The sequence below is a fragment of the Desulfurobacteriaceae bacterium genome, from assembly GCA_039832905.1.
GTDB lineage: Bacteria > Aquificota > Aquificia > Desulfurobacteriales > Desulfurobacteriaceae > Desulfurobacterium.
In genome coordinates, this window is sequence record JBDOLX010000031.1 from 1 (window position 1) to 25,196 (window position 25,196).

Annotated in this window: 25 protein-coding genes; 17 read left to right on the top strand and 8 right to left on the bottom strand. The window is 37.2% G+C overall.

Features of this window, described 5'->3' with window-relative positions; genetic code table 11:
- Positions 1–138 precede the first annotated feature (138 nt).
- Positions 139–1,071, bottom strand: coding sequence for a regulatory iron-sulfur-containing complex subunit RicT (gene ricT, locus ABGX27_01960; protein MEO2068262.1), 933 nt, complete (start codon positions 1,069–1,071; stop codon positions 139–141).
- A gap of 221 nt (positions 1,072–1,292) precedes the next feature.
- Between ricT and ABGX27_01965 the strand changes: the two genes are divergently transcribed.
- The 11 genes from ABGX27_01965 (at position 1,293) to ABGX27_02015 (ending at position 10,343) form a co-directional block, all read left to right on the top strand.
- The gene (locus tag ABGX27_01965) at positions 1,293–2,726 is read left to right on the top strand and encodes a multiheme c-type cytochrome (protein MEO2068263.1); all 1,434 of its coding nucleotides are present in this window, start codon (positions 1,293–1,295) and stop codon (positions 2,724–2,726) included.
- Between the two features lie 63 nt (positions 2,727–2,789).
- Positions 2,790–3,539 (top strand): hypothetical protein, encoded by a 750-nt coding sequence (locus ABGX27_01970; protein ID MEO2068264.1) that lies wholly within the window; start codon positions 2,790–2,792, stop codon positions 3,537–3,539.
- 5 nt (positions 3,540–3,544) lie between these two features.
- Positions 3,545–4,024 (top strand): hypothetical protein, encoded by a 480-nt coding sequence (locus tag ABGX27_01975; protein ID MEO2068265.1) that lies wholly within the window; start codon positions 3,545–3,547, stop codon positions 4,022–4,024.
- Between the two features lie 48 nt (positions 4,025–4,072).
- The gene (locus ABGX27_01980) at positions 4,073–4,624 is read left to right on the top strand and encodes a NapC/NirT family cytochrome c (protein MEO2068266.1); all 552 of its coding nucleotides are present in this window, start codon (positions 4,073–4,075) and stop codon (positions 4,622–4,624) included.
- A gap of 22 nt (positions 4,625–4,646) precedes the next feature.
- A complete protein-coding gene (locus ABGX27_01985; protein MEO2068267.1) occupies positions 4,647–5,072 on the top strand; it encodes a multiheme c-type cytochrome in 426 nt (141 codons plus the stop codon).
- A 29-nt stretch (positions 5,073–5,101) separates the two neighbouring features.
- Positions 5,102–7,759: a molybdopterin-dependent oxidoreductase gene (locus ABGX27_01990; GenBank protein ID MEO2068268.1), complete on the top strand. Its 2,658-nt coding sequence runs from the start codon at positions 5,102–5,104 to the stop codon at positions 7,757–7,759.
- Between the two features lie 106 nt (positions 7,760–7,865).
- Complete coding sequence (locus tag ABGX27_01995; GenBank protein ID MEO2068269.1) at positions 7,866–8,225, top strand: chaperone NapD; 360 nt, start codon at positions 7,866–7,868, stop codon at positions 8,223–8,225.
- Positions 8,209–8,874 carry a 4Fe-4S dicluster domain-containing protein gene (locus ABGX27_02000; GenBank protein MEO2068270.1) on the top strand — a complete coding sequence of 222 codons (666 nt, stop codon included), beginning with the start codon at positions 8,209–8,211 and terminating at the stop codon, positions 8,872–8,874. The genes ABGX27_01995 and ABGX27_02000 overlap by 17 nt, the downstream gene beginning before the upstream one ends.
- Before the next feature lie 10 nt (positions 8,875–8,884).
- Positions 8,885–9,790 (top strand): 4Fe-4S binding protein, encoded by a 906-nt coding sequence (locus ABGX27_02005; GenBank protein ID MEO2068271.1) that lies wholly within the window; start codon positions 8,885–8,887, stop codon positions 9,788–9,790.
- Positions 9,791–9,811: 21 nt separating this feature from the next.
- Positions 9,812–10,066: a hypothetical protein gene (locus ABGX27_02010; GenBank protein ID MEO2068272.1), complete on the top strand. Its 255-nt coding sequence runs from the start codon at positions 9,812–9,814 to the stop codon at positions 10,064–10,066.
- Positions 10,067–10,118: 52 nt separating this feature from the next.
- Positions 10,119–10,343, top strand: coding sequence for a hypothetical protein (locus ABGX27_02015; GenBank protein ID MEO2068273.1), 225 nt, complete (start codon positions 10,119–10,121; stop codon positions 10,341–10,343).
- On the opposite strand, the gene ABGX27_02020 is transcribed toward ABGX27_02015, so the two are convergent.
- Both ABGX27_02020 and murC read right to left on the bottom strand, forming a co-directional pair.
- Positions 10,318–11,025, bottom strand: a complete 708-nt coding sequence (locus tag ABGX27_02020; protein ID MEO2068274.1) for a type III pantothenate kinase — start codon at positions 11,023–11,025, stop codon at positions 10,318–10,320. The two genes, ABGX27_02015 and ABGX27_02020, sit on opposite strands and share 26 nt — an antisense overlap.
- Entirely contained in the window at positions 11,010–12,374 is a 1,365-nt protein-coding gene (gene murC, locus ABGX27_02025) for a UDP-N-acetylmuramate--L-alanine ligase (GenBank protein MEO2068275.1), read from the bottom strand. The genes ABGX27_02020 and murC overlap by 16 nt, the downstream gene beginning before the upstream one ends.
- A gap of 64 nt (positions 12,375–12,438) precedes the next feature.
- On the opposite strand from murC, the gene ABGX27_02030 reads away from it, so the two are divergent.
- Positions 12,439–14,610, top strand: coding sequence for an IGHMBP2 family helicase (locus tag ABGX27_02030; protein MEO2068276.1), 2,172 nt, complete (start codon positions 12,439–12,441; stop codon positions 14,608–14,610).
- On the opposite strand, the gene ABGX27_02035 is transcribed toward ABGX27_02030, so the two are convergent.
- Positions 14,607–15,725, bottom strand: coding sequence for a KamA family radical SAM protein (locus ABGX27_02035; GenBank protein ID MEO2068277.1), 1,119 nt, complete (start codon positions 15,723–15,725; stop codon positions 14,607–14,609). The two genes, ABGX27_02030 and ABGX27_02035, sit on opposite strands and share 4 nt — an antisense overlap.
- A gap of 160 nt (positions 15,726–15,885) precedes the next feature.
- On the opposite strand from ABGX27_02035, the gene ABGX27_02040 reads away from it, so the two are divergent.
- The gene (locus ABGX27_02040) at positions 15,886–16,461 is read left to right on the top strand and encodes a DUF2628 domain-containing protein (GenBank protein ID MEO2068278.1); all 576 of its coding nucleotides are present in this window, start codon (positions 15,886–15,888) and stop codon (positions 16,459–16,461) included.
- Here ABGX27_02040 and ABGX27_02045 read toward each other — a convergent pair.
- Both ABGX27_02045 and ABGX27_02050 read right to left on the bottom strand, forming a co-directional pair.
- Entirely contained in the window at positions 16,421–17,215 is a 795-nt protein-coding gene (locus ABGX27_02045; protein MEO2068279.1) for a purine-nucleoside phosphorylase, read from the bottom strand. The genes ABGX27_02040 and ABGX27_02045 overlap by 41 nt on opposite strands.
- 15 nt (positions 17,216–17,230) lie before the next feature.
- Complete coding sequence (locus ABGX27_02050; GenBank protein ID MEO2068280.1) at positions 17,231–18,859, bottom strand: hypothetical protein; 1,629 nt, start codon at positions 18,857–18,859, stop codon at positions 17,231–17,233.
- A 138-nt stretch (positions 18,860–18,997) separates the two neighbouring features.
- Here ABGX27_02050 and ABGX27_02055 point away from each other — a divergent pair, with 138 nt between their 5' ends.
- The 4 genes from ABGX27_02055 (at position 18,998) to glnA (ending at position 22,577) form a co-directional block, all read left to right on the top strand.
- Positions 18,998–20,158 (top strand): ammonium transporter, encoded by a 1,161-nt coding sequence (locus tag ABGX27_02055; protein ID MEO2068281.1) that lies wholly within the window; start codon positions 18,998–19,000, stop codon positions 20,156–20,158.
- 102 nt (positions 20,159–20,260) lie between these two features.
- Positions 20,261–20,659, top strand: a complete 399-nt coding sequence (locus ABGX27_02060) for a transcriptional repressor (GenBank protein MEO2068282.1) — start codon at positions 20,261–20,263, stop codon at positions 20,657–20,659.
- A 138-nt stretch (positions 20,660–20,797) separates the two neighbouring features.
- Positions 20,798–21,136 (top strand): P-II family nitrogen regulator, encoded by a 339-nt coding sequence (locus tag ABGX27_02065; protein MEO2068283.1) that lies wholly within the window; start codon positions 20,798–20,800, stop codon positions 21,134–21,136.
- Between the two features lie 22 nt (positions 21,137–21,158).
- Positions 21,159–22,577: a type I glutamate--ammonia ligase gene (gene glnA, locus ABGX27_02070; GenBank protein MEO2068284.1), complete on the top strand. Its 1,419-nt coding sequence runs from the start codon at positions 21,159–21,161 to the stop codon at positions 22,575–22,577.
- 28 nt (positions 22,578–22,605) lie between these two features.
- Here the strand turns inward: glnA and ABGX27_02075 are convergent, their stop codons facing one another.
- Complete coding sequence (locus tag ABGX27_02075; GenBank protein ID MEO2068285.1) at positions 22,606–24,339, bottom strand: bifunctional diguanylate cyclase/phosphodiesterase; 1,734 nt, start codon at positions 24,337–24,339, stop codon at positions 22,606–22,608.
- Between the two features lie 206 nt (positions 24,340–24,545).
- The gene (locus ABGX27_02080) at positions 24,546–25,187 is read right to left on the bottom strand and encodes a PilZ domain-containing protein (GenBank protein MEO2068286.1); all 642 of its coding nucleotides are present in this window, start codon (positions 25,185–25,187) and stop codon (positions 24,546–24,548) included.
- Positions 25,188–25,196: the final 9 nt, after the last annotated feature.

Consider the following 25,196-nt stretch of genomic DNA (forward strand, 5'->3'; position numbering starts at 1 on the left):
CTAAAGAAACCTTTACTACCGGACGCACAAAAAACACAGCCTACCAGACAACCTACTTGGGTTGATACACAAAGTCTTTCTCCTTTATAAAAAACAGATTCAACCGTAAAGCCATCTTGTGTTTCGTAAATAAACAGTTTATTCAGTGGACTCTGTAAACTCTTCACTATCTTCATCGTTAATTCCCACATTCTGTTTTGAGAAACACCTAAACTTATCATCCTTTTTCTCTTTTAGCATATTTATGTACTCGTTCCACTGTTCTTGACTAACAAAATAACGTATCGGATAGTGCTTTCTCGTCCCACCCTCAAGTTCAACGGTTAAAGTTTCAAGAGGAATGTTTATGTCCAAAACCTTTCCTTTTCCGTCTACTGTTTCTATTTCTTCTCCAACCTCTGGTAAGAATTTCTTAATGTAATAATTGGCTTCCTCAAACTTTAAACAGCACATAAGCCTTCCACAGGCTCCTGAAAGCTTTCCTGGATTTGGAGGCAGCCCTTGGAGTCTTGCCAAAGTTAAAGAAACAGAATCAAAACATTCTAAGAAATCTTTACAACAACAAACTCTACCGCACATACCAATGGCACCAATCATTTTTACTTCATCTCTTACTCCAATTTGCCTAAGTTCTATTCTTGTTTTAAAGTGAGCAGCCAAATCCCTGACAAGTTGTCTAAAATCAACTCTTGATTCTGCAGTAAAGTAAAAAACAATTCTCTCTCTATTTAAGGTTGTATAAGCTTTTACAAGTTTCATAGGAAGACTGTGTTTTTCTACTTTCTCTTTGCAAACCTCTAAAGCAGAAATGGCAAAAAGTTTATTTTCGAAAAACTTCTGAAGATCATCGTCGGTTGCTTCTCTTAAAGCCTTGTAAACAGTTTCCAAATCTACTTCAAATTTTTTAAGGCTTTTCTCATCTAAGTTGTAGACGTCTAAGACTTTTACTATTTCTTTTCCTCTATCTGTTTGAACTATAAGTTTTTTATTAAAACTTGGATTAATGTCTTTGTTTCCTACTGCAAGACCACTCTTTTCCGTATCGGGATATTTAAACTTAATGACCTTCATTATCCTCTCCACAAAGCAATTTGTTGAAGAATTAAAGTATTAATTCGTTTCCTTGCTTGCAATGTAAGAACAGTATAAACAATACTGAAAGTTTATGTTTATATACTTTCATAATAAAAGAAATCATAATAAAAGAAATTTTCAGAGTTTGACATTCCCAAAAAACTACGTATAATTTCTTAACTGAAAAGAGCAAAATGTCAAACTAAAAGGAGGGAAACATGAAGGGGAAGCTCAGCAAGCTTCGCACAGGGCTGCTTGCTGCCACTGTAGCAGCTGCTATGTCTTTATGTCTTAATACTACTAATGCAGAAGCAGCCCTAACAAAAATTTCTCCACAGACACAAGCTTGTATAGGATGTCACAAAGGAATGAACCCATCTCTTGTTCAACAGTGGGGCGTTAGCAAGCACGCAGGTGCTGGTGTAGGATGTTACGAATGTCACCAAGCTCAAAAAACAGACAAGGACGCTATGCAACACTTCGGATTCACAATTTCTGTGATCGTTTCTCCAAAGGATTGTGGCAAGTGTCACCCACAAGAAGCTAAAGAAATGATGAACTCTCACCACGCTAAAGCTAACAAGTTCGTAGGTTCCCTTGACAACGTTCTTGGAAGAGTTGTAACCGGAGAAGCTAACTTTAACCTTGGTTGTACACAGTGTCACGGTTCCAACGTAGAAGTAGGAAAAGGTGGAAAGCTTGTAGTTGGCCCATGGCCAAACATGGGTATCGGTAGAGCTAACCCAGACGGTTCTCTTGGTGCATGTTCTGCATGTCACTCCAGACACACATTCAGCCTAAAGCAAGTAAGACAGGCTGAAACATGTGGTAAGTGTCACCAAGGTCCAGACCACCCACAAATGGAAGTTTGGGAACTTTCTAAACACGGTATCGCTTGGAAAGCCCATGAGTCCGAAATTGAACAAACTCTCGATAACGCTAAGTGGGTTCTTGGTGAAGACTATTACCAAGCTCCAAACTGTGTAACATGTCACATGGGTGCTACATCTAACGGAGTTAAGGCTACTCACGACGTTGGAGCAAGAATTTCTTGGAACCTAAGAGCTCCAATATCCTTCCTCTTTGGTGGAGAGTACGATAAGCTCAAGGACAAGAGACCAGGTCTTTGGAAGAAGAGAAGAGCTGAAATGCAGAAAGTATGTCTTGAATGTCACCAAAGACCTTGGGTTGAAGGATTCTACAAGCAGCTTGACGAATACGTAAAACTTTACAACGAAAAGTTTGCTCTACCTGCTAAGAGAATTATTGGATTCCTCCACAAGAAAGGAATTATAGATAAGACTCCATTTAACGACATGGTAGAAATTGACTTCTGGCACCTCTGGCACCACGAAGGACGTAGAGGAAGACACGGTGCTGCTATGATGTCTCCAGACTATGCTCACTGGCATGGTATCTACGAGGTAGCACTTAACTTCTACTTCCACCTCATACCAGATGCAGACAAAGCTGTTATGAATGCATACAAGGCTAAGAAGATTAGCTACAGAGTTGCTAAGGAATGGAAAAAGCTTAAGAATGAAATTCTCAATTCTATTGACCACAAGTGGTTCAAAGGTCTTCCAAAGTCTGAACTCAGAAAGATTGCTGAATACTACAAGAAGAGATATGGACAAAGTGCTACTCACTAATAAATTCTATGGGGATACCCTTTTTGGGTATCCCTTTTTCTACTTTGAGCCATCGGAGGTCCAATGAAAAAAATTATCCTTTCCTCACTAATATTCTCATTCTTAGTTCCTACTATTTCACCAGCAGCAAGTGCTTTCTCCCATCACAAGATAGAAAAAAAAGAAATAGACTTTACCAAGGAACCAGCAAAATACTTAGGAGAAATTTACAATGATTATCATTTTTTCAAGATAGACGAAGGAATAAAAAAAGCGGAAAAAGCTCTTAAAATAATAGATAAAATCTACAAAAAGAATCCAAATGCTGAAATAAAAGATCCATCCTTAAATTGGAAAAAAGCATACCAAATAAAATCTACCATACATACCCTTTTAGGAATGTTATACTTTAGAAAAGCTCTTGATGTCGCAACTGAATCAAAAGAGAAAGAATCTGAATACTTAAGAAAAATTTTAAAAGAAAAAAAAGAACTTACAGATGAAGATATAGAAAAACTTTCTAAAATTGCCGAAAAGCAAAGGAAAATTTTAGAAGTAAAATCAAAAAAATACGCTAATCTCTCCTTAGATCATTTTAAAAAAGCTATAGAAGTTTTCCCGGACAATCCTTACCCTCACTTTCAGCTTGCTAAGTTTTACCTTACAGCTGGAGAAAGAGAACTTGCAGAAAAAGAGCTTGTAGAAACGGCAAAAATCTTTGTCAAGTGGAAGGATTTTAAAGCTTTAAATTCTCTTATTGATTTCCTTAAAGAAGCAGGAGCTGATACAGCTCTAATTAAGAAACTTGAGGATCTTAAAAGGAATAACGGCTAGATAAAATGACAAGGCTATTGATTGTTTCTCTAATTAGTACCTTGTTGCTAAGTTGTGGAACAGACGTAAAAGAAGAAGCGATTTCCGTTCCTGCCCCCTCCCAACCTTCATCCTTTACTTCTTCACCCCTTCCCCCTAAACAACTAACCGGTATAGAAAAACTCAATGAATACCAAAAGCACCTAGTATTTGCTGAAAGATACCTCGAAGAAGGAGACTTTTTTGAAGCTCTAAAAGAAATAGAAGTTGCAAAAAAATTTAAAACAAAGGAAGATCCTGTATTCTATGAACTTAGAGGAAAAATATACGACGGAATAGGAGATAAAGAAAAAGCTTTTGAAGACCTAAAAAAGGCTGCTTGGCTTTTCTATAAAGAAGAGAACTTTGATAAGGCTTGGGAGTTGCTCGGTTGGTTAAGGTCTCTTAGACCAGATTCTCCAGAAGTTGAAAAACTTGAAAAGAGTTTGAGGGAAGAAGAAATTTAGTATAATCTGAAACACCGAGCAACTCTATAGGTAAGGTGGAGGTTAAAAGTGAAAGAGAAGAAGACGTTGTTGGTAGCTGGAACAATCGGCTTTATATTAGCAGGAGTAGTGGCTGTTGGAACTGCTCAGATGATTGAAGCAACAAGTACTCCTTCCTTTTGTGGTTCGTGTCATGAAATGACTCCTATGGTCGAATCGTGGGAAACAGGGTCCCACGGACCGCTCGGAAATAAAGCAGGGGCTATTAGAGCTTCTTGTACGGAGTGCCACCTTCCTCACGGAAACGTGGTATCATATTTAGTAGCGAAAGGAGTATCTGGATTAAACGACTTTATTGGTCACGTATTTCATGGAGGATACAAAGATAATACAGAACATTGGCTAGAAAAGAGAAAAGAGAGAAATCACTACGTTTTCATCTCAAACTGCAAACATTGTCATGAACCTCTTCCTAAGAACATAATGCACCAAAAAATGGAAACTGGTGAGATTGACGGCAACTGCCTAAACTGCCATTGGTATGTCGGGCACGGATTTAACTTTGAAGCAAAACTAAAGGAATATTTTGAAAAGAAGAAGGAAGAACACAGCGAGGGTTAAAAACTTTTCGGGGAGGTGTAAAGTGAAGGTCAAAATTCTAACTCTTCTAACAGGCTTTATAGTAAGTAGTGGACTGGCGTTAGCGGACCAGCATCCTATGTCTCCGGAAGCCATAAAGAATCTACCTTTGCAACAGCAGCAGTGTAGGGTATGTCACCAAGCTGTTACCCCAGAAGTTTACAAGCAGTGGGCAAATTCTAAACATGCTGTTGCCAATGTAAGATGCTTCCAGTGTCATGGAACTTTTGAGGACTTCCACAAGATTCCTCCTATTGAAAAGTGTGCTGCTTGTCACTTCGAAGAAGTAGAAACAATGAAGCAAAAAGCACCAAGTATGCCAGGTATGCCAGGTATGAAATGTTGGACATGTCACACAGCACACGTATTCCAGTTCCATGGTAAAGGTGTAGGAAAGACAAAATCTGCTAAAGATTTTGGTATTAAGTAATGGAAAAATTAAGAATCAAGGAGGGTACGATGGGAATTGGAAGAAGGGAATTTTTAAAGAAAAGTGCCGCTTTAACAGCAGCATCTTTTGTAGGAATTAACCTTAAGATTAAAGCCAACGGGATTGGAATAGAAGAAGCTAAGGCTGAAGAAAGTCTTGTTCAAATCCCTGAAGAAGTTAGAAAGTCCTCTGCTTACAAGGTAGAAGGCGGATATGAATGGGTAAGGGGAGTTTGTCGTTTCTGTGGAACAGGATGTAAGGTATGGCTCGGTTTCAAGAACGGAAAACCTGCGATCATTCGTGGTGAAAGAAGTTCTGCAATTAACCAAGGTTTCCTCTGTATGAAAGGAATGCTATTCTACAAACTCTTCAGACATCCTGATAGACTAACTCAACCACTTTACAGAAAGAGCAAGAAAGAACCATTTAGACCAATATCCTGGGAAAAAGCTTTTGAGATCATTGCTGACGAAATGATCAAAGCAATGAGGAAGGGTGGCTACCACAAAAATGCAATGGGATGGTCTGGAATTGCGTACTACGGTTCCGGACAGTGTTTAACAGAGGAAACATACCTATTCCAAAAACTTTGGAGATGTGTAGGTTCCAACCACGTTGAAGGAAACCCAAGACTTTGTATGGCATCTGCAGTTGGTGGATACCTAACATCTTATGGAGCAGACGAACCTGCTGGAGGATTTCAAGATTTAGATGAAGCTGATACCATCTTTATTATCGGTTCCAACACTGCAGAAGCTCACCCAATTGTTTATAGAAGAATAATGAAAAGAAAGCTCTCCAACCCACAGGAAGTTATGGTTATTAACGCAGATCCTAGAGTTTCTCCAACTTCTAAGATTGCTGATATTCATTTACAGTTTAAGCCGGGAACAGACCTTGCCCTCCTCAACGCAATGGCATATGTAATCATAGAGGAAGGTCTTTACGATAAAGAGTTTGTAGAAAAATATTGTTCCTTCCACGCATTCACAAAAGGAAAGGACAAAGTTCCGCTAATCGGACACAAAGTTTCTTTTGAAGAGTATAAGAAGTTCATCTCCAAGTACACTCCAGAATACGCTTCTCAAATATGCGGTGGAAACATCACTCCTGACCTCATCAGAAAAGTTGCAAGGAGATTTGCGACTACTAAGACAGTAACTATTTGGACAATGGGAATCAACCAGAGAATTAGAGGCGTATGGGCTAACAACCTGATTACAAACCTCCATCTTTTAACTGGAAACGTCTTTAAAAACGGTGCAGATTCTCTATCCCTCACAGGACAGCCAAACGCGTGTGGTGGTGTTAGGGAAGGTGGTGGACTTTGCCACATCTTGCCTGGACACAGAGTGGTTAAGAAGAAAAAGCACAGAGAAGAACTTGAAAGAATCTGGGGAGTTCCAAAGGGAACAATTCCTCCAAAGCCAGGATACCACACTGTTAAGATGTTCTCTGCTATCTCTTATACAGAAGAAGACAAGAAGAGATTCCCAGGTCTTAAACCTATCTACTTCATTTGGGTAAACGAAACATCTCCACTTCAATCTCTACCTAACGTTACAAGATTCCGCGAAGGATTTGCAAGAGAAGACGTTTTTGTTGTAGTAACCGATATCTTCCCAACAAGAACCTCTGAACTTGCAAACGTAATCCTTCCTTGTGCATTCCACTTTGAGAAGACTGGAGTTTATGGTTGTACAGAACGTCGTTCACAGTTAACTCCAAAGGCTGTTAAGGCTCCAGGACAAGCAATGCCTGAAAACTGGATCGTTGTTAAGTTTGCAGAAGTTCTCGCAAGGAAGTTAAGAAGAGAAAGAGGTGAACTCAGAAGAAGATCTAGAATCGTCTACAATGCTCTTGTTAAACCTTATAAACATGTTGTAGACAAGGATCCATGGTGGGAGCTTCCAAAAACTATCTGGACTGAATACTCTCAAAAGTGTACAAAAGGAAAAGACAACGATCTTTCCGGTGCTACTTACGAAGTGCTTCTTGAAAGACCGGACGGAGTCCAGTGGCCAGCTCCAACCGTTGAAATTGCAAGAAAAGGAGGAACAAGAAGAAGATTCGTTGTTGGTCTTGATCCAATCGCAACAGAAGAAGCGAAAAAACGTGGACTTACAGACTGGAAAGTTATCGACTACGGACCTCTCCACAAGGACAGCAAGTTCTGGATCTGGTGTAGACCTTACAAGGGGGCAGCTGAAGAACCTGATGCTGAATATCCATTCTATCTATCCACAGGTAGGGTAATTGACCACTGGCATACAGCATCTATGACAGGACGTATTCCAGAGCTTATGGCAGACTTCCCAACAGCCTGGGTAGAAATCCATCCAAAAGATGCACAAAGACTCGGAATTCAACCTGGAGATCTTGTTCTCATAGAGACTCGCCGTGGACAGAACATCATTCCTGCAAGAATCTCTACAGATCAAGGTCCAATGGAAGGAATGGTATTTGTTTACTGGTATGACCAAGCTAAAGACAGAATGATCAACTTCTGTACAAAAGACGCTTATGACCCAGGTTCCAAAGAGCCTGAATTTAAGATCTGTGCATGTCGTATCAAGAAGTATTCTGATGCACGTCCATTAAAGCCATTCCTCGTTACCCTTGAAAGAGTGAGAGGTGGTTACCTCCACAACTCTGAACTTGACAAGGAACAAAAGCATCCTGTGTAAGATAATCTAAGAGAGGGGAGGGATATCCCTCCCCCTTTTATTTTTTGTCTCATTTTATCTATTTTTTATCTATTTTTAAATATCAACTAATATTACGAGGTTTATAATGCCCATAGCTGGATGTGTCGTTTCCATAAAACCTTCTAAGGCAAAAGAGGCAGAAGAAAAAATATCTTTAATTCCTGGAGTTGAGATATACGGTGGAGAACTGAAAGAAGAGGGAAAAATCTACTACCTAGTAGTTGTTATCGAAGGAGATACTTTTGAAGATTTGGAGTTCATTGAAAGCCAGATAAAGGAAATAGAAGGCGTCCTTAATGTTTCCGTTGCTGAAGCTTACTTCTTGGACGAATTTGAGAAAATAGAAAAGGGAGAAACTGTCCCTTCAAATCCGTTTGGAAGGAGAAGAGGAGAAACAGAGATACCTACCTTACCTATAGAGGAAAATGATGAGAAAGTTCACTAGAAGAGAAGCTATAAAAGTGACTTTAGGTTCATTCCTCGCGGGTATTTTTTCATCTTGTGATCTGTCTGATTTAAAAAATCCCAAAACAATGATCAAAACACCGATAAAAACCAACATTTTGCGTCCACCTGGAGCCGTGCCGGAAGAAGAATTTGCAAAAAAGTGTATTAGATGCGGAAGATGTGGAGAAGTCTGTCCTTACCACTGCATAAAATACTTCGATGTAAAGAGTGGAGGAGTCTTTTCTGGTACACCTTATATTAATGTTATGGAAGTGCCTTGTTATTTGTGTATGAAATGTGTCTATGTTTGTCCAACAGGTGCTTTAGTTCCTTGTGATAAAGATGAAGTTAGAATGGGAGTTGCTGTAATCAACAGAGAAGCCTGTGTAAGCTGGCAACAGGAAAAAACAGGTCTCATGTGTAAAACTTGCTTTAACGTTTGTCCATTTGCAGGAATTGCAATAAAAATAGACCACGATTTTAGACCTTACATCGTTGAAGAATACTGCACAGGCTGTGGAATATGTGCATATTCTTGCATTGCAGACCAATACCCAGAAAACAATGGTAAAAAAGCAATAACAATAGAACCTGTAAAATGGAAAAAGATTAAGAAAGTGAAGCTGGAAGACATTAAGAAAAGCTAAGAGGTAAGTCGTGAAAGGAAAAAGCTTTCTTGAAAAAATAAGAAGTTCCTTAGGAAAAATAAACACGTGGCGTTTCTTTATCTTGTTTTCTGCTTTTGTCGTAATCATCGGTAATCCGTTTGTTAACTACAAATGGGATATAAACTTCATTCAAGGGTGGTTTCAGTCTTTTGGTATTGGGAACCTTTGGATAGTTTCTCCCTTAGAAGGACTTGAGACAATTCTAACTGCTAAATTTCTCTACACTGCCACAATTGTTGGTATGGTAGTTCCTGTCCTTTTAGCTTTTTTACTTGGCAGAGTCTTCTGTAGCTGGCTATGTCCGATAGAGTTTCTCTCAAATCTTACAGATAGAGTATTGGGCTTCCTCTCCAAAAAACTAAGATACAGGAAAGATTTAATAACCCTTCCAAGAAGGATAATCTGGTTTGTTCTCATTACAGAACTTTTAATTACTCTGATCATTGGCTATCCAATGTTTGTTTGGTGGTCTCCTCCAGGACTTGTCGGTAGAGAAGCTATGTTTTACGCCTTTTATAAAGTAATAACAATAGAAATTGTTATAGTTGTAGCTGTTTTGTTTTTCAATCTACTTACAAGAAGATTCTTCTGCCGTTATTTTTGCCCCTTAGGAGCTACTCTTGCTCTCATTGGCAAAAAGAGGCAACTTGTAATCAAATACGACAAAGATAAATGTATAAACTGTAAGGCTTGTGATACAAAATGTCCTATGGGAATAAAGCCAAGCATCGGAGAAAGCCAATCGGTTTATTGCTGGAACTGTGCCGAGTGCGTAGATACGTGCCCGACAAAAGCTCTTAGTTTCACTTGGAATGATGATGGAATTATTAAATTAAAAGTTCATAATAGTTTGACAAGTATGAAAAATACTGATAAATTGATAACTACAAAATAATTAGCTTTGGAGGTAACAAAGATGAAGAAAATAGCTTTGACTCTAGCTATTACCGCTGTTGCTTCCGTACCAGCAGTTGCTGGAGTATGGAGTCAGTCTTGTACAGGTTGTCATAATGGAGGATTAGCCCAATCTGCAGAACAGCTTAAAGCTAAGTTTAAAACTCCAGAAGCTTTTGTCAAGGCTGCCCAGGAATCCACTAATCCTATGATGATGGCATACAAAAATGATGTTGAAACACTCAAAAAAGCAGCAAAAGAGCTTTACGGTAAATAAGAACTTTTTCATGGGAGGTCTCCACCTCCCATTTTTATTATTTACTATCATTTTGCTAGCTCCTCTACACTCTAAAGGGCAGGTATGGGATTTTTTCTGTGCTACATGCCACAATGGTAGTGAAGCTCCTACAAAAGAAGAACTCTTAGAGAAATATTCAACTAAAGAAAAATTTCTGCAAGCCATAGAAAATTCCAAAAATCCTTATATGGTTAGACTAAAACCCCAGAAAGAACTAATAGGAAAAGCGCTTAAAGAGCTTTTTGGTGATCAATGATCCTTGAAATACCTTCAAATGTAAGATTGTCAATGTATATAGCATCTTTTATAAAATCTTTAACTAAATATCCTCCCCCACCAGTAATTATGACTTTTTCTGTCTTGTAAATACTAAGAGCTTCTTTTATTCCTCCAACAATAGAAAGAAGAACTCCATTCTCTATACATTCAACCGTACTCTTCGATGGAATACCTGTTTTTTTAAAACTTTCCACCTTAGGAAGCTGAGAAGTTTTTAGACTTAAAGACTCTGCCATTAGTTCAAAACCTGGAAAAATAACTCCTCCTTCGAAAACTCTATCTTTTACTAAATCCACAACTACCGTTGTTCCAACACTTACAACAGAAAAACTATCCCCGTAAAGGAGTCCACCACAAGCATTGGCTATTCTGTCAGCACCAAGCAGTCTTTTGTTTTTGTAGTTAATTTTGATAGGAAGAGGAGTATTTGCAGATATAAAAAGAGCATCTTTAAAAATTTTTTTTAGAATCGGATTCAATTCTTTCACAACAGAGGATATTCCAGTCCTTTCTATTTTCACATTACAAAGATCTGAAAGTATCTTTGGACACTTTAAAACTTTCTTTGTTGAAAATTTCTTTAATAACTTTATTTTTCCCTCTTTTTCAAGAGCTACTTTAAGAAAAGTATTTCCAACATCTACTAGGAGTTTCTCCATTCTTTCATTCCTGTAATCAATTGAAAGGCTTTTGTAACGTCCCCTGCTCCAATAGATAAGAAAACATCTCCCGGTCTTAATTCCTTTGATATAAGACTGCAAGCTTCTTTCAAACTTCCTGCATAAACAGCCCCACACTCTTTTGCCAAACTTTTTGCATTAATCCCATTTACAGGTTCTTCTCCTGCTGAATAAATGTCAGAAATAAAAAGGTTATCTATCTTCTTCAAAACTTCTACAAACTCTTTCCAGAGAAGTTTAGTTCTTGAAAATCTATGGGGCTGGAAAAGAACAACAATTCTATTTTTTGGGAAAGAACTTTTTACAGCTTCAAAAGAGCTCTCTATTTCTGTTGGGTGATGGGCATAGTCGTCTATGAAAATTACCCCGTTGACTTCTCCCTTTATTTCTATCCTTCTACTTGCATTTTTAAACTCTCTTAAACTTTCAGCTATTTCAGAAAAAGGAATTCCTATTTCTAAAGATATTCCTATTGCTGCCAGTGAATTTAGGATATTATGTCTTCCCGGAATACTAAGAAAAATTTTTCCTAAGTTTTTTCCTCTGTAACAGACGGTAAACTCACTGCCTAAAATTTTGTACTCTATATCCTTTGCATAGATATCAAACTCATCGCTAAATCCATAAGTTTCCTTTCTTTTATAAACTTTAGGTATGATTTCCTTAACGTTTGGACACTCTCCACATAAGAAAACTTTTCCATAAAAAGAAACTCTATTCGCAAATTCCAAAAAAGCCTTTTTTAAATTCTCAAAGCTTTTATAGTAATCAAGGTGATCTTTATCTATGTTTGTAATAACCGATAATGTCGGAGAAAGTTTTAAAAAAGTCCCGTCACTCTCGTCAGCTTCGGCTACAATCCAGTTACCACTGCCGCTTTGGGCATTTAACCCATCAAGGATAGAAAGCCTTCCACCTACCAAAATCGTTGGATTTAAACCGCACTTTTTGAAAATAGTTGCTATTAAAGAACTTGTCGTTGTTTTTCCGTGAGTTCCTGCAACAGCTATTCCTTCCTTAAGTTTCATTAGATCGTTTAAAACATCTCCCCTTGGAATAATTGGAATTCCAAGTCTCCTTGCTTCTATAAGTTCCACATTATCTTCTTTTACAGCTGAAGAGTGAATTAGAATGTCCGTTCCATGAACGTTTTCCTTTTTATGTCCTATAAAAACTTTTATTCCAAGCCCTTTTAATTTTTCTATCATAGGACTAGTTTTAATATCAGAACCTTGAACATAACAACCTTTTTCTTTGAGGATTAGGGCTATGCCGGACATTCCAATTCCACCAATGCCAACAATGTGTATACGCAAATTTCTTGTCAAGAAAACCTCCCGGGTTAAATTTCAAATATTTGCAATAGCTAATTTTAATAGAAGAGGTTAGGGTATGCCAATTTTACTAACTGGAGTTTACGAAGGGAAAAAGCTCGTTAGAGAACTTAAAAAGATCGGTTTAAGAAAACATGACGTAAGAGAAACTTTCATTGCAAACGGTTCCACACTGATATTTTTGAAGGATGAATCTTTGTGTAATGACATTTTTAAAGAATTTGTTCCAGATGAAGAAACCATAAAGGAAATAGTAACCGTTCACACTTACGTTGAAAAGTTCAAAAATCTCATTGACACAGAAAGGCTTGCTGAAATGGAAGCTCAAGAGGAAGAGATTAGAAAACTCTCTGGAAGGGAGAGAGAACTCCTTGGAAGGGCAATTTTAGACCTAAAAGGAACAAAAGCTGGAATGAAGTTTCACCTTCACCTTGTAAGGTTTTGGAGGGAAAAACCAATAGAAACAGAGATAACAAGTGGAGATGTAATTCTTGTCAGCAAAGGAAATCCTTTAAAGAGTAACCTTGTTGGAACCGTTGTAAGGATAACAGAGAAAACAATAACTGTTGCCTTTGAAGAAAAACCACCAAACTGGGTTTATAGAAAAGGTGTAAGAGTAGACCTTTACATTAACGATGTTACTTTTAAGAGAATGGAAGAAAACTTAGAAGAACTTAGACATGCAGTTGGAAGACAAAGAGAATTAAGAAACATTATACTTGGTCTTAAAAAACCAACCGAAGCTAAAGAAGAAGAGTTTGAACTTGTTGATGAAAGACTTAATGGGACTCAAGTTAAGGCTGTAAAGAAAGCTCTTGGTTCTAAAGATTTCTATTTGATTCACGGACCGCCGGGAACTGGAAAAACAAGTACAATCACAGAACTCATCGTTCAGCTTGTTAAAAGAGGAAATAAGGTTCTTGCTACTGCAGACTCAAACATTGCGGCTGATAATATCCTCCTTAATCTTTCCAAATACAAAAACTTAAAACTTGTAAGAATTGGTCATCCTGCAAGGGTTTTAGAGGAACTTGAGAAATATTCCATTTATGCCCTTTACGAAGAACATGAAAAAACTCAAAAAATTAGAAACGGTTGGGAAAGGGTGAGAGAATTAATAGAAAGAAGAGATCAGTACAAGAAACCTGTTCCTACTTTAAGACGGGGAATGAGTGATGAGGAAATAATCTACTTCGGAAGGAAAGGAAAAGGTATTAGGGGACTTTCCAAAAAAACCGTGCGTTCTATGGCAAATTGGCTTTTGACAAATTATGAAATTGACGTAAGAATAAAGGCTTTAAAAGAGATGGAAAATGTCCTTCTTAGAGAGATACTTGCCGATGCAGACGTGGTCATTTCTACAAATTCTATGGTGAAATCAGAACTTTTAGATGGCTTCTTCTTTGATGTAGCTGTAATAGATGAAGGAAGTCAACAGGTAGAACCGTCTACTCTAATTCCAATAATGAAAGCTAAAAAATTCTTTATTGCTGGAGATCATAAACAGCTTCCACCAACTGTAATGAGTGAGGAAGCTAAGGACCTTGAAAAAACTCTCTTTGAAAAATTAATTACGAATTACCCATCTCTTTCGTCAATGCTTGAAATACAGTACAGGATGAATGAAAAAATAATGGAATTTCCAAACAAGGAATTTTACGAAGGGAAACTGAAAGCTGCTGAAAGTGTTAAAAACCATACCTTAGCCGACTTTAACTTACAAGCACCTTCTAAATTTAAAGAAATCTTGGAACCAAACGTTCCAATTGCCTTTCTTGATACTTCTACGATAAACGCTTACGAGTTTCAAGTAGAAGGTTCTACATCTTACGAAAACTATGAAGAAGCCAAGATTTGCATAACAATCGCTGAAGAACTTATTAGAATGGGGCTTGAAAGAAGAGATATAGGAATAATCACTCCTTATGCAGCCCAAGTTAAACTAATAAAACAGATGCTTTTGGAAAGGGACTTGAAAGTAGAAGTAAATTCTGTTGACGGCTTCCAAGGAAGAGAAAAGGAGGTAATAATTATTTCGTTTGTTCGCTCAAATGACAAAGGTGAAATAGGATTCTTGAAAGACTTAAGAAGATTAAATGTAGCTATAACAAGACCAAGAAGAAAGCTTATAGGAGTAGGAAACGCAAAGACCTTATCTTCCCATAGCACTTACAGAAGGTTCCTAGAATACGTAAAAGAGAACGGAGTATTTATGGGAGCTGGAAACTAACCAACCAGCTCCTCTTCTTTTACCGGTTCGAGATCATCAAGCCATCCAGCGTTTGGTGTAAGCTTTCTCTTAAAGAGTTTTCCAACCTTCTTAGGATTTTTGGCTTGGTGGTATTTAAGGTAGATCTCGTCTCCGATAATACCGACAATTTCTATTTTTCCTGTTTTATGGGACATTATGTATTTAAATCTTTTAGCATGTCCATCCAGTCTCTGCTTTGCCTTTTCTACTATTTCGTATCCTTTCTTCAAAGGAACTTGGAAGTGGGTTTTAACACGTTTAACGGGACGACACTGGAACACATAGTATGGAACCACACCACAAGATGTAATCTCTTTCATAAGAGTTACCAAAACTTCCGGATCGTCATTTACGCCTTTAAGTAAAACGGCTTGATTACTAACAACAACTCCACTTCTAATAAGAGCGTCTACTGCTCTTCTTGCTTCTTCTGTCACTTCCCTTGGATGGTTAAAGTGGGTAACTAAGTAAACTCTTTTCTCAGGAGTCGAATATCTTGCAAATACATCTAAGAGCTTTTCATCTTCATAAATTCTCATTGGATAAAAAACAGGAGTTCTACTACCAAAACGAATAAACTTTAAATGTTCTATTTTTGATAGTTCCTTTAGAAAGTATTCTATAACGTCGGTTGGTAGAACAAGTGGATCTCCTCCAGAAATCAGAACATTAGTTATCTCCTTGTGTTCTCTTATGTATTCAACAGCTCTATCAAAGAGTTTAACGGTTTCATCTGTTGGAATACCTACCATTCTCTTTCTAAAACAGTGCCTACAGTAGCCAGCGCACCTATTGGTTACAAGCAACAGTGCTGTCTCTTGGTATTTGTGTTGCAAACCCGTTAAAACTGTGTTTTCTTTTTCTCCACTTGTATCGTAAGAACCTGCAACATCAAGTTCGCTGAGAGACGGAAAGATAATATTCTTGATTGGATCGTTCGGATCATTCCAATCGATTAATCGTGCATAATAGTCTGGAATAAACATAGGATGTTTTTCAACAACCTTTTGAAGCTTTTTCTTTTCCCCTTTGTCAATCTCAATTTGAAAAGCTTTTTCTATTTCTTCTATAGAGGAATAACCGGGTATCTTCATAGCAAACCCCTTAATTTAAATTTTTTCAAGGACTAGAGAAATTGAGGAGGCTATAAATTTATATGATAAAAATATTAAGACTTAAGCGCTTCGTCAAGTTTAAGGCTGACAAGCCTTTGATATAATGATAGACACTCAACAACAGGAACATGGAGGGAACATGGGAGATAGGGTATTTTTCGGTTTTCTTATAGAGGATGCTCATAAAAGACTTCTTGAAGAATTCCCCGACGAAAAAATAAGAATTTTCATCCAAAAAATTGCCGACTATTATATTCATTCTTGGAAAAAAATGGCAGCTTCTAATAAGAAGACATCGTGGAACTGGGCTTCCGCTTTCTTTGGATTCTCATGGATGGCTTACAGAAAGATGCTTAAACTAGCTTTGCTATGGTTTGTTATGCTTAGTGTTCTTGAGTTAATTACAGTTGCTGGAGCATCAATTGTTGGAGGAGAAAATTTCGCCATCGGTATTATAGCATTAATAGGCATTTCTTCTTTTCTTATTATGCCGATTGTGTTTGGACTGTTCGGGAACTACATATATGCTTCTTTTGTCTATGAAAAGCTAAAAGAAATTGAAATTATAGACCCTGACCTTAGTGAAAGTTCTCTTTTACTGGAAGGAGGAACCTCTTGGGGAAAAGTACTCCTGTTTTTAGCAGGCTCACTAATTGTTGAAATAATTTATATGGCTATCCAAACTTCCCTCTTATCTCCTCCTTCAGGGTTCTGATTACTTCTTTTAAAAGGCTGGATACCATTTGGGAAACCTCCTTAGAACGTTTAACTACCTCCTTATGGGAGGTTTCCACGTTCAGTGCATCATTTGTTATGATCGTTAAAGCGGCGACTTTCATTCCTAAAAAGTTTGCCACGATAACTTCTGGAACGGTAGACATACTCACAACGTCTGCTCCTATAATTTCCAAAAATCTTATCTCTGCAAACGTTTCATAGTTTGGTCCAAGACAAGAAGCAAGAATAACTGGTGTAATCTTTATTCCAAGCTCCAATCCTTTTTGTAAAAACAAATTAGAGATATGGTCGTCATAAAACTTTTTTCCATTTACAAAAACCTTACTTCCATACTTTTCTATAAGACCAACCAAAGGATTCCTTCCAAGAAGGTTAATATGATCAACAATTACTCCTACATCGTTTCGAGAAGCTCTCCTACTAATCGCCCCAGAAGCACAGGTAGGAATAAAGATTTCAACTCCCAAAGCTTTACAAAGTTCAGGAATAAATCTCATCTCTTCATCGCTTTTTCCTTCGTAGTAGTGAAAACGTCCTTCGAAAAAAAGAATTCCTTCACAAATCTTTAAAGTTCCTTTATGTCCAGGAACAGTTACTTTAGGCATACTCGGAATTTGCTCATAAGGTATTTCTATTCTTGTCCCTTCAAGTTCTATTCCTGAACCTCCAACAACTGCTATATCAAAATTTTCAAAACCGGATACCTTTTTTATAAATTCAGCTGCTTTCATTTTCTCGCCTTTTGCTTAAATTCTTGTTTTCTGAATTAAAAGCTTTGAAATGTTTTTACCTAAAAGATTTGACTTTGTAAATATAGAAATAAAGACGTTATATTCAGGTAAATATTCAAAATCCTCTATTCCTCCAATTTTATAAACAGGATTAGAAACATTTTCTATCCCAAAAGAAACCTTGTCCTTATATACAAGAAGAATCCTTCCTCCTTTAAAGTTTGCAATGTTTCTTAAGATTTTTGATACAGAACCTATACTTTCTGAGACTAGAACCTCAAGATTTCCGTCTTCATCTATATCTATAACCTTTGGCTTTGGACTCAAATAATAGCTTACAAGGTAATCTCCAACATACCAACTAAGAACATTTGGGGAAAAGCCAAAAACTTTTGGAGAACGCCAAATAACCTTATCTCCAATGGCTACACTTAGATAACCTTGAGGATCATAGTAAACAACATACTTTCCGAGAAACTGCCCACTTGTTACCTGAAAATCGAATGGAAGAGAAACTTTTTCTCTCTCCTCTAACTTTTCTTTCTCCAACTTAAGAACGTAAATTCCTTTCTTGTAAAAGGAATCTTCACTTCTACTAACTTCTTGACCATATATAACGTCATTTACGCCGTCTCCGTTAGTATCGAAACCGGAAACCACCAAGTCAGAAGTAGCAATCTTAACCAGCTTTCCATTTCTTACTTTGAAAATACCAGATGATACCTTTTTTGCTTCATCATCAAAGCTGTTAACAAGAATTTCAAATCTTCCATCTCTGTCAACATCAACAGGTGATAAGTGAAAGATATAAGATCCATCTAAAGGATTTTCAAATTCATAAACCTTCTGTGCTTTAAAGGAAGAACTAAGGTGGAAAACTTCTATCTTATTTTCTACGGCAACAACTATCTCTTTTTCCTGGGTTCGATCAATGTTGCCTATAAATAGACTTCTTGCGTGTCCATCAAAACTTAGAATAACTTCGTATGGAACGCTTAATGTAGTGTTTATCCCTGAAAAAGGTATAAACTTTACAAGCGTTTTAGTAGTATCATAAATTTCTATCCCGCTGGGAGAAACTATAAAAAAGGCGTCAAAATTTTTTAAATCGTCTTTAGAAACCTTTTCCCTAAAGTCTTCTGGGAGCTTAAGACTAAACTTCTTTTTAAAGTTATTCTCCTCTTCCTTAGAAGACAAACTCCAGAAGTTTATTTCTTTTTTTATCTTTTCGTAAAGTTTTTCTCCCTTTTCTCCTGCAAAGTTTAAAAAGAGAACTTTGCGAAAAGAAAATCTATTTACTTGGTCTCCAATTGTGGGTTTTCCAATAGTAGAAATAGCTATTGAGTAAGTATCCTTCACTTCCTTAATCCTTAGGACAGATCCTTCTTTAAAAACGAAAATATCTCCTACAGATACTCCTTTATTCTTTCCAACATCAAGAAGATATCCTTCAAAACTTTTTAGAACTACTTGCCCTTTCACTGGAGTGAATCTTCTTTTTAGTATCTTAACTACATCATCAATACTGTAGGCTTTTAATGTTGAGGAATCCTTCTTTTGTAATGGTTTAGTATTTACCTCTTTCGTTTTAGCTCCACACGAAAGAAAAAAGAAAGCAAAAAGGAGAGTTAAACCTTTTCTCATAATTACTCCTTTCTGTATTAGATTTTCTTTATCATACCAGAAAACTTTGGCACAAATCTTGCTACTTAAAAATAAAAAAACATCCATAAGGAGGAACAATGGTAGAGGAAGGAATTAAAAGCTTAGTTCAGTCTCTAAATGTTTTTTTATCTTCTTGCCGGTGCTGTAATGATTCTTTCAATGCACGCAGAGCTTGCTTTCTTGGAAGCTGGAACTGTTAGAAAGAAAAACCAAGTAAATGCACTTGTAAAAATCATAGTGGACATAGGAGTTGCAACCGTTGCATACTTTCTAATCGGTTATCCTCTTGCCCGTGAGTTTTGCTTTATGAAACCTGCAAGTTTGTTAGCTGCCGATCATGGTTGGGAACTAATTAAGTTCTTCTTCTTCCTAACTTTTGCTGCTTGTATTTCAGCAATAGTTTCTGGTGGAGTCGCAGGAAGAATGAAGTTTAGACCTTACATTACAGCCGGTTTCTTCTTAGCAGGAATTATCTACCCAATTTTTGAGGCTATCTTCTGGGGAAGATGGTCAGAAGCGTTTAACGGGTTTATAGAGAATCTCTTTGGGGCACCTGTCCACGACTTTGCAGGTTCTATGGTTGTTCACGGTCTTGGAGGATGGATAGCTTTGCCGGAAATCTTCATCCTAGGTCCGAGAATGGGGAGATACGTTAAAGGAAGGTCAAAGCCTATTCCAATTAGCAACATTCCATATCTTGCTCTTGGTAGTTGGATCTTAATAATTGGTTGGTTCGGATTCAACGTTATGAGTTCTCAAACTGTAGATGGGATTTCTGGACTTGTAGCTGTTAACTCCCTATTTGCACTTGCTGGAGGTATTCTTGGAGGAGTCTTTTTTGGAAAGAACAACCCAGGATTTATTCACAACGGAGCTTTGGCAGGACCTGTGGCAATTTGTGCAGGTTCAGACATTGTGCACCCAATAGGTGCATTTGTGATCGGAGTTGTTGCTTCTTGGATATTCATCAAGGCTTTTAAACTAAAAATAGACGATGTTTTGGGGGTTTGGCCTCTTCATGGTCTTAGTGGTATTTGGGGAGGAGTAGCTGCAGGAATATTTGGACAAAAGTTTTTATGGGGATTAGGAGGGGTATCTCTTCTTTCTCAAGTTTTTGGGGCTATTGCTACAACTGTTTATGGGGTTGTTGCAGGTTTTATTCTTTATAAGGCATTTGATACTGTGTTTGGACTTAGACTCTCTGAAGAAGAATTTAACGGGGCAGACCTTTCTATTCACAAGATCACTGCTTATCCTGAAGATTCCTTCAAAGTTTAATTTAGATACCATTAAAGGCTTCCCTCTTTTGGGAGGCCTTTCCTAAACTATTGGTAATAGTTATTATTAAAGAAGAAAAGATTTCATTTGGAGGTATTTCTCTTGAAAACTCTTGAGAAAAAGAAAAAAAGAAACACCCGGCAGAAAGCTGTTATATTTCAGGTAGTTAAGGACTCCAACGATCATCCAACAGCTGAAACTGTCTATGAAAGGGCTAAAAAGGAACTTCCCACAATAAGCCTTGGAACTGTTTACAGAGTATTGAAAGAACTTGTTTCCGAAAGAAAGATAAAAGAAATCATCATAGATAAACAATCAAGATTTGATCCAAAAACCGAATTTCACCACCACTTCATCTGTAAAAAGTGTGGAAAGATAGAGGATGTAAAAACACCTATGTGTAAGTATACTTGTAAAAAACTTGAACAGAAAGGCTACCTTATTGAAGAAATTGAATACAAGTTTTATGGGCTCTGCGCCGAATGCGTTGCTGAAAGTTAAAGCACATACCTCAAAGCCTGCACAAATTTTGTGCAAAGCTAACTTTTCAGTTTCAGGTAAATCTTTGCATTCCCTTAGAGAAAATAAATTGGCATGAATTTTGTTAGAATAATTGCCAAAGCAGACTGGAGGTCGGATATGAAAAAAATAGAAGCAATTATTAAACCTTTTAAACTTGAGGAAGTAAAAGATGCTCTTACAGAGATAGGAATCCAAGGTCTTACAGTATCAGAAGTAAAAGGTTTTGGAAGACAGAAAGGACACACTGAACTCTATAGAGGTGCTGAATATGTAGTAGATTTTATTCCAAAGTTAAAAATAGAAGTTGTTGTTCCTGATGATATTGCAGACAAGGTTGTCGAAACAATAGTCAACGCAGCAAGGACCGGAAGAATCGGAGATGGAAAAGTTTTTGTAATACCTGTTGAAGAAGCTGTAAGAATAAGAACAGGAGAGAGAGGCGAAAATGCCATTTAACATACACTCTAAGGAGGGAGAAATGAAACCTAAAAACGCAAAAGAGGTCGTAGAACTAATCCAAAGGGAAGGTATTAAGTTCGTAGACCTAAGATTTACTGACATGTTCGGAACATGGCACCACATTACCTTCCCAGCTCACGAAATTTCTGAGGAAAGCTTTGAACAAGGACTTTACTTTGACGGTTCTTCTATCCGCCAGTGGCAACCAATCAATGCAAGTGATATGATGTTCAGACTTGACCCAACCACTGCAACAGTTGATCCACTTTCTGAAATCCCAACACTTGTAGTAATTGCTGATATCGTTGACCCAATCACTAAAGAACCTTACCACAAAGACCCAAGAAACATCGCAAAGAAAGCTCTTGAGTACCTAAAGTCTACAGGAATTGGAGATACAGTCTACTGTGGACCAGAACCAGAATTTTTCATCTTTGATGACGTTAAGTTTGATGTTGGTATGAACTTTGGTTTCTTTGAAGTGGATTCTGTAGAAGGTGTTTGGAATACAGGGAGAGAAGAATCTCCAAACCTTGGACACAAACTACCCGTAAAGGGTGGATACTTCCCGGTTCCTCCAGCAGACCAGCTTGACCACATTAGAAAAGTAATGTCTATGAAGATGGAAGAAGCAGGTCTTGTAATAGAAGCTCTTCACCACGAAGTTGCAACAGGCGGTCAGTGTGAAATTGACTTTAGGTTTGGAACACTCGTTGAAGCTGCTGACAACGTTCAGTGGTTAAAGTACATCGTTAAGAATGTAGCTAAAATGTTTGGAAAGACCGCTACATTTATGCCAAAGCCACTATTTGGAGACAACGGTTCCGGTATGCATACCCACATGTCCATTTGGAAGAACGGGGAAAACCTCTTCCACGGTGACAGCTACGCAGGACTTTCTGAAACAGCACTTTACTTCATTGGTGGTATCATCAAGCACGCAAAAGCTGTATGTGCATTTACAAACCCAACAGTTAACTCTTACAAGAGACTTGTCCCAGGATACGAAGCTCCAGTAAACCTTTGCTACTCTGCAAGGAACAGATCTGCTTCAATAAGAATTCCAGCCGTATCTTCTCCAAAAGCTAAGAGAATAGAAGTTAGATTCCCAGATTCCTCAGGCGTTCCATACCTTGCGTTTACAGCTCTTCTCATGGCTGGGCTTGATGGAATTGAAAACAAGATCCATCCAGGAGAACCTATCGACAAGAACCTTTACGACCTTCCACCAGAAGAACTTAAGGACGTTCCAACAGTTCCAGCATCCCTTGAAGAAGCCCTTGACGCTCTTGAAAAAGACTACGAGTTCCTTACAAAAGGCGGCGTAATGACAGAACAGTTCCTTGAAGACTACATTGAGTACAAGAGAAAGGAAGAAATTGAACCTATTAAGCTTAGACCAACTCCAATGGAATTCCTTCTTTACTTCAGCGTCTAAATTTCTGGCTCCCTTTGGGGAGTCTTTTTTAAACAACAAAACTTTTTTCTTTTAAAAGCTTCCTAAATTCGCTACTTGGAAGTGCAGGAGAAAAATAAAATCCGTGCCCTTCAGTACAACCTATACTCTTTAAGAAGTCCAATTGTTCTTTCCTTTCTATTCCTTCAGCAACAGAAGACATCTTTAAGAGCTTTGAAATGTCCACTATAAATTTAACTATACTGCTATCTTCTTCACTTTCAGGTACTCCCTTTACAAAAGAAACGTCAATTTTTAACTCATTTGCTTTAATTATTTTTAGACGAGAAAGTGAAGAATATCCTGTACCAAAGTCATCGATGGAGATCTTTAAAGTAAGCTTGCTAGAAGGGACTTTTAGCTTTTCTATCATCTTAAAAACAAAAGGTAAAAAGCGACTATCAAGTATTTGAGATATTGAAACGTTAACTGCAACGGAGACATCATGCCCTTCTTCAAGCCATATCTTTAAATTCTCTAAACTTTTCCTGAAAATAATTTTTCCTATATCAAACATGAGACCGTATCTAATTATTACAGGAATAGCTTTTGCAGGTGGGACTGAAGACCTCATTAACGCTTCTGCTCCAACGATTTTTCCTGTATAAAGAGAAACTTTAGGTTGGAAGAAAACTTCTATTCTGTTGTTCTTAATGTCTTCCTTTATCTTGGAAAGAATCTCTAGCGATTCTCTAGATATCTCCAGTTCAGGAGAATAGATGGCAAAAGCAACTTTTTCTTCTCTTGCGTGTTTTAAGGCTATTTCTGCTTTTGTCAGTATAGAGTCACCATGTTCAGGGTAGAAAGAAAATCCGAAATTCACTGACAAAAATACTTCACTTCCATTTATTACAAACGGCGTTTCAAGAACTCTTTTTACCTTTTCAACGATATATTTAACCTTTCTTAATCTTTCTCTTTCCCTTAAGCTAACGATAAGAAACCTATCAGATATTGTTCTCAAAACGAAATAAAGCTTTGAATCAAAAGCCGTCTTCAATCTTTCCCAAAATTCAGCCAAAATTTTATCTCCAACTTCAACCCCAAAAGAATCGTTGATGACAGAGAAGTTATCAATATCCATTAAAGCTAAAAGAAACTGTTTTCCACCCCTTTTAAGATTTCCTATTATTTCCAAAGCCTTTCTCAAATTAGAAAAACATTCACTTAAATCTTCTGAAGTTGAACCCAGAACTTTATTTAAGAACCTCTTTTCTCCAGAAACATCAACAAATATTGCTACTCCTAAAGGAGACTCATTAACCATAGTAGATGTTGCTATTATTAAAAACTCATTACTTGCTGGAAGAAACGAAAATTTTCCTATCCATTTCAGTATTAGTTTTTGTTCAAAAGCTTTCTTTGAAAGCAGTTTTTGTATATTTTCTCCTAACTCAGCTGGCAAAAAGTTCTTAATTGGAAAGTTAACTATTTTTTCCTTTGGCTTTTCAAACACCTTTTCCATAAAAGCGTTAGCGTAAATTACATTTTCTTTGAAAATAAGTACTCCTATGGGTATTCTCTGGAAAACTAGGCTTAAAAGGGCGTTATCTGTCAAGTTATCTAGCGGAATTTTTATTTTGAAAAAGCTTTTTAGTTCAGAAACTTTCAAGTAGAAAAGGAGTTCTCCATCTATGATTTCTGAAAAGTAAGATCTTTCCTTTAACTTCTGCACCCAATCCGGAGGTTCGTCTTCCATACTTTCGTAAAATATTTCCAGTTGATAGTTATTCCTGAGTTCCATAGCTTACCTCCCCTTAGCTTTGTAGAATAGATATTCTAGATAACTATATATCCCATTGGAGGAGTTCTAAAGCAAAATTTTAAACGCATTAGTCAAACATTTATGATTATATCAATGAACATTTGAAAATCATTGATTGTAGTCATTCTAAGGCTTAACTGAGAAAAGTAAGGAAGAGAAAAAGAAGAACGAAAAGAAAGATTGTCTTAGAACTTTAGCCCCCGTATTATTTCTTTCTGTCTTTTAGTTATATACTTAAGTATTTTGTCTCTACTCTCAGGACTTATATCAACGAGGAACATTCCCACTTTCTTTTTTCCTTCAAAGTCACTTATGTGAACAACTTTTGCTTTTGCGGGTAAAGTATGAACTTTATTTTCTAAAGTTAAGTAGATAGAAACAGCTAGATTCTCATCTAGTTTGAAAAACCTATCTCTTTTATTCACTAATACACCTATTCCACCTTCTGATATATCAAATACAAAATATCTCTTTGTGGATTCCCTGGAAGAAAACAGTTTAGAAACTTCTGCTTCCACAGGAGAAGATAAAGAAGTAGTTACACGCAAGAAACTTCTCCTAAGTCTCGGTTCGTAAATAGTTTTAAGAATCTTTGCACTTAAGAAGTTTCCCTCTCTAAATACGATATCGGCACCTACCCATCTATCTTCTTTTTTGAAAAAGAGCCTTTTTTCCAAAAAGGATGCTTTTGAAATAACTTCATCCACTTCCCAAGAAATCAGACCTTGTGATTCATCAACCTCAACCACCGTTCCTTTACCGGCTACAAGAAGTTCTTCATAAAAACAGTAAAGATTCACCACATCTCCTACTTTGGCTTCTATCATTTTTACTCC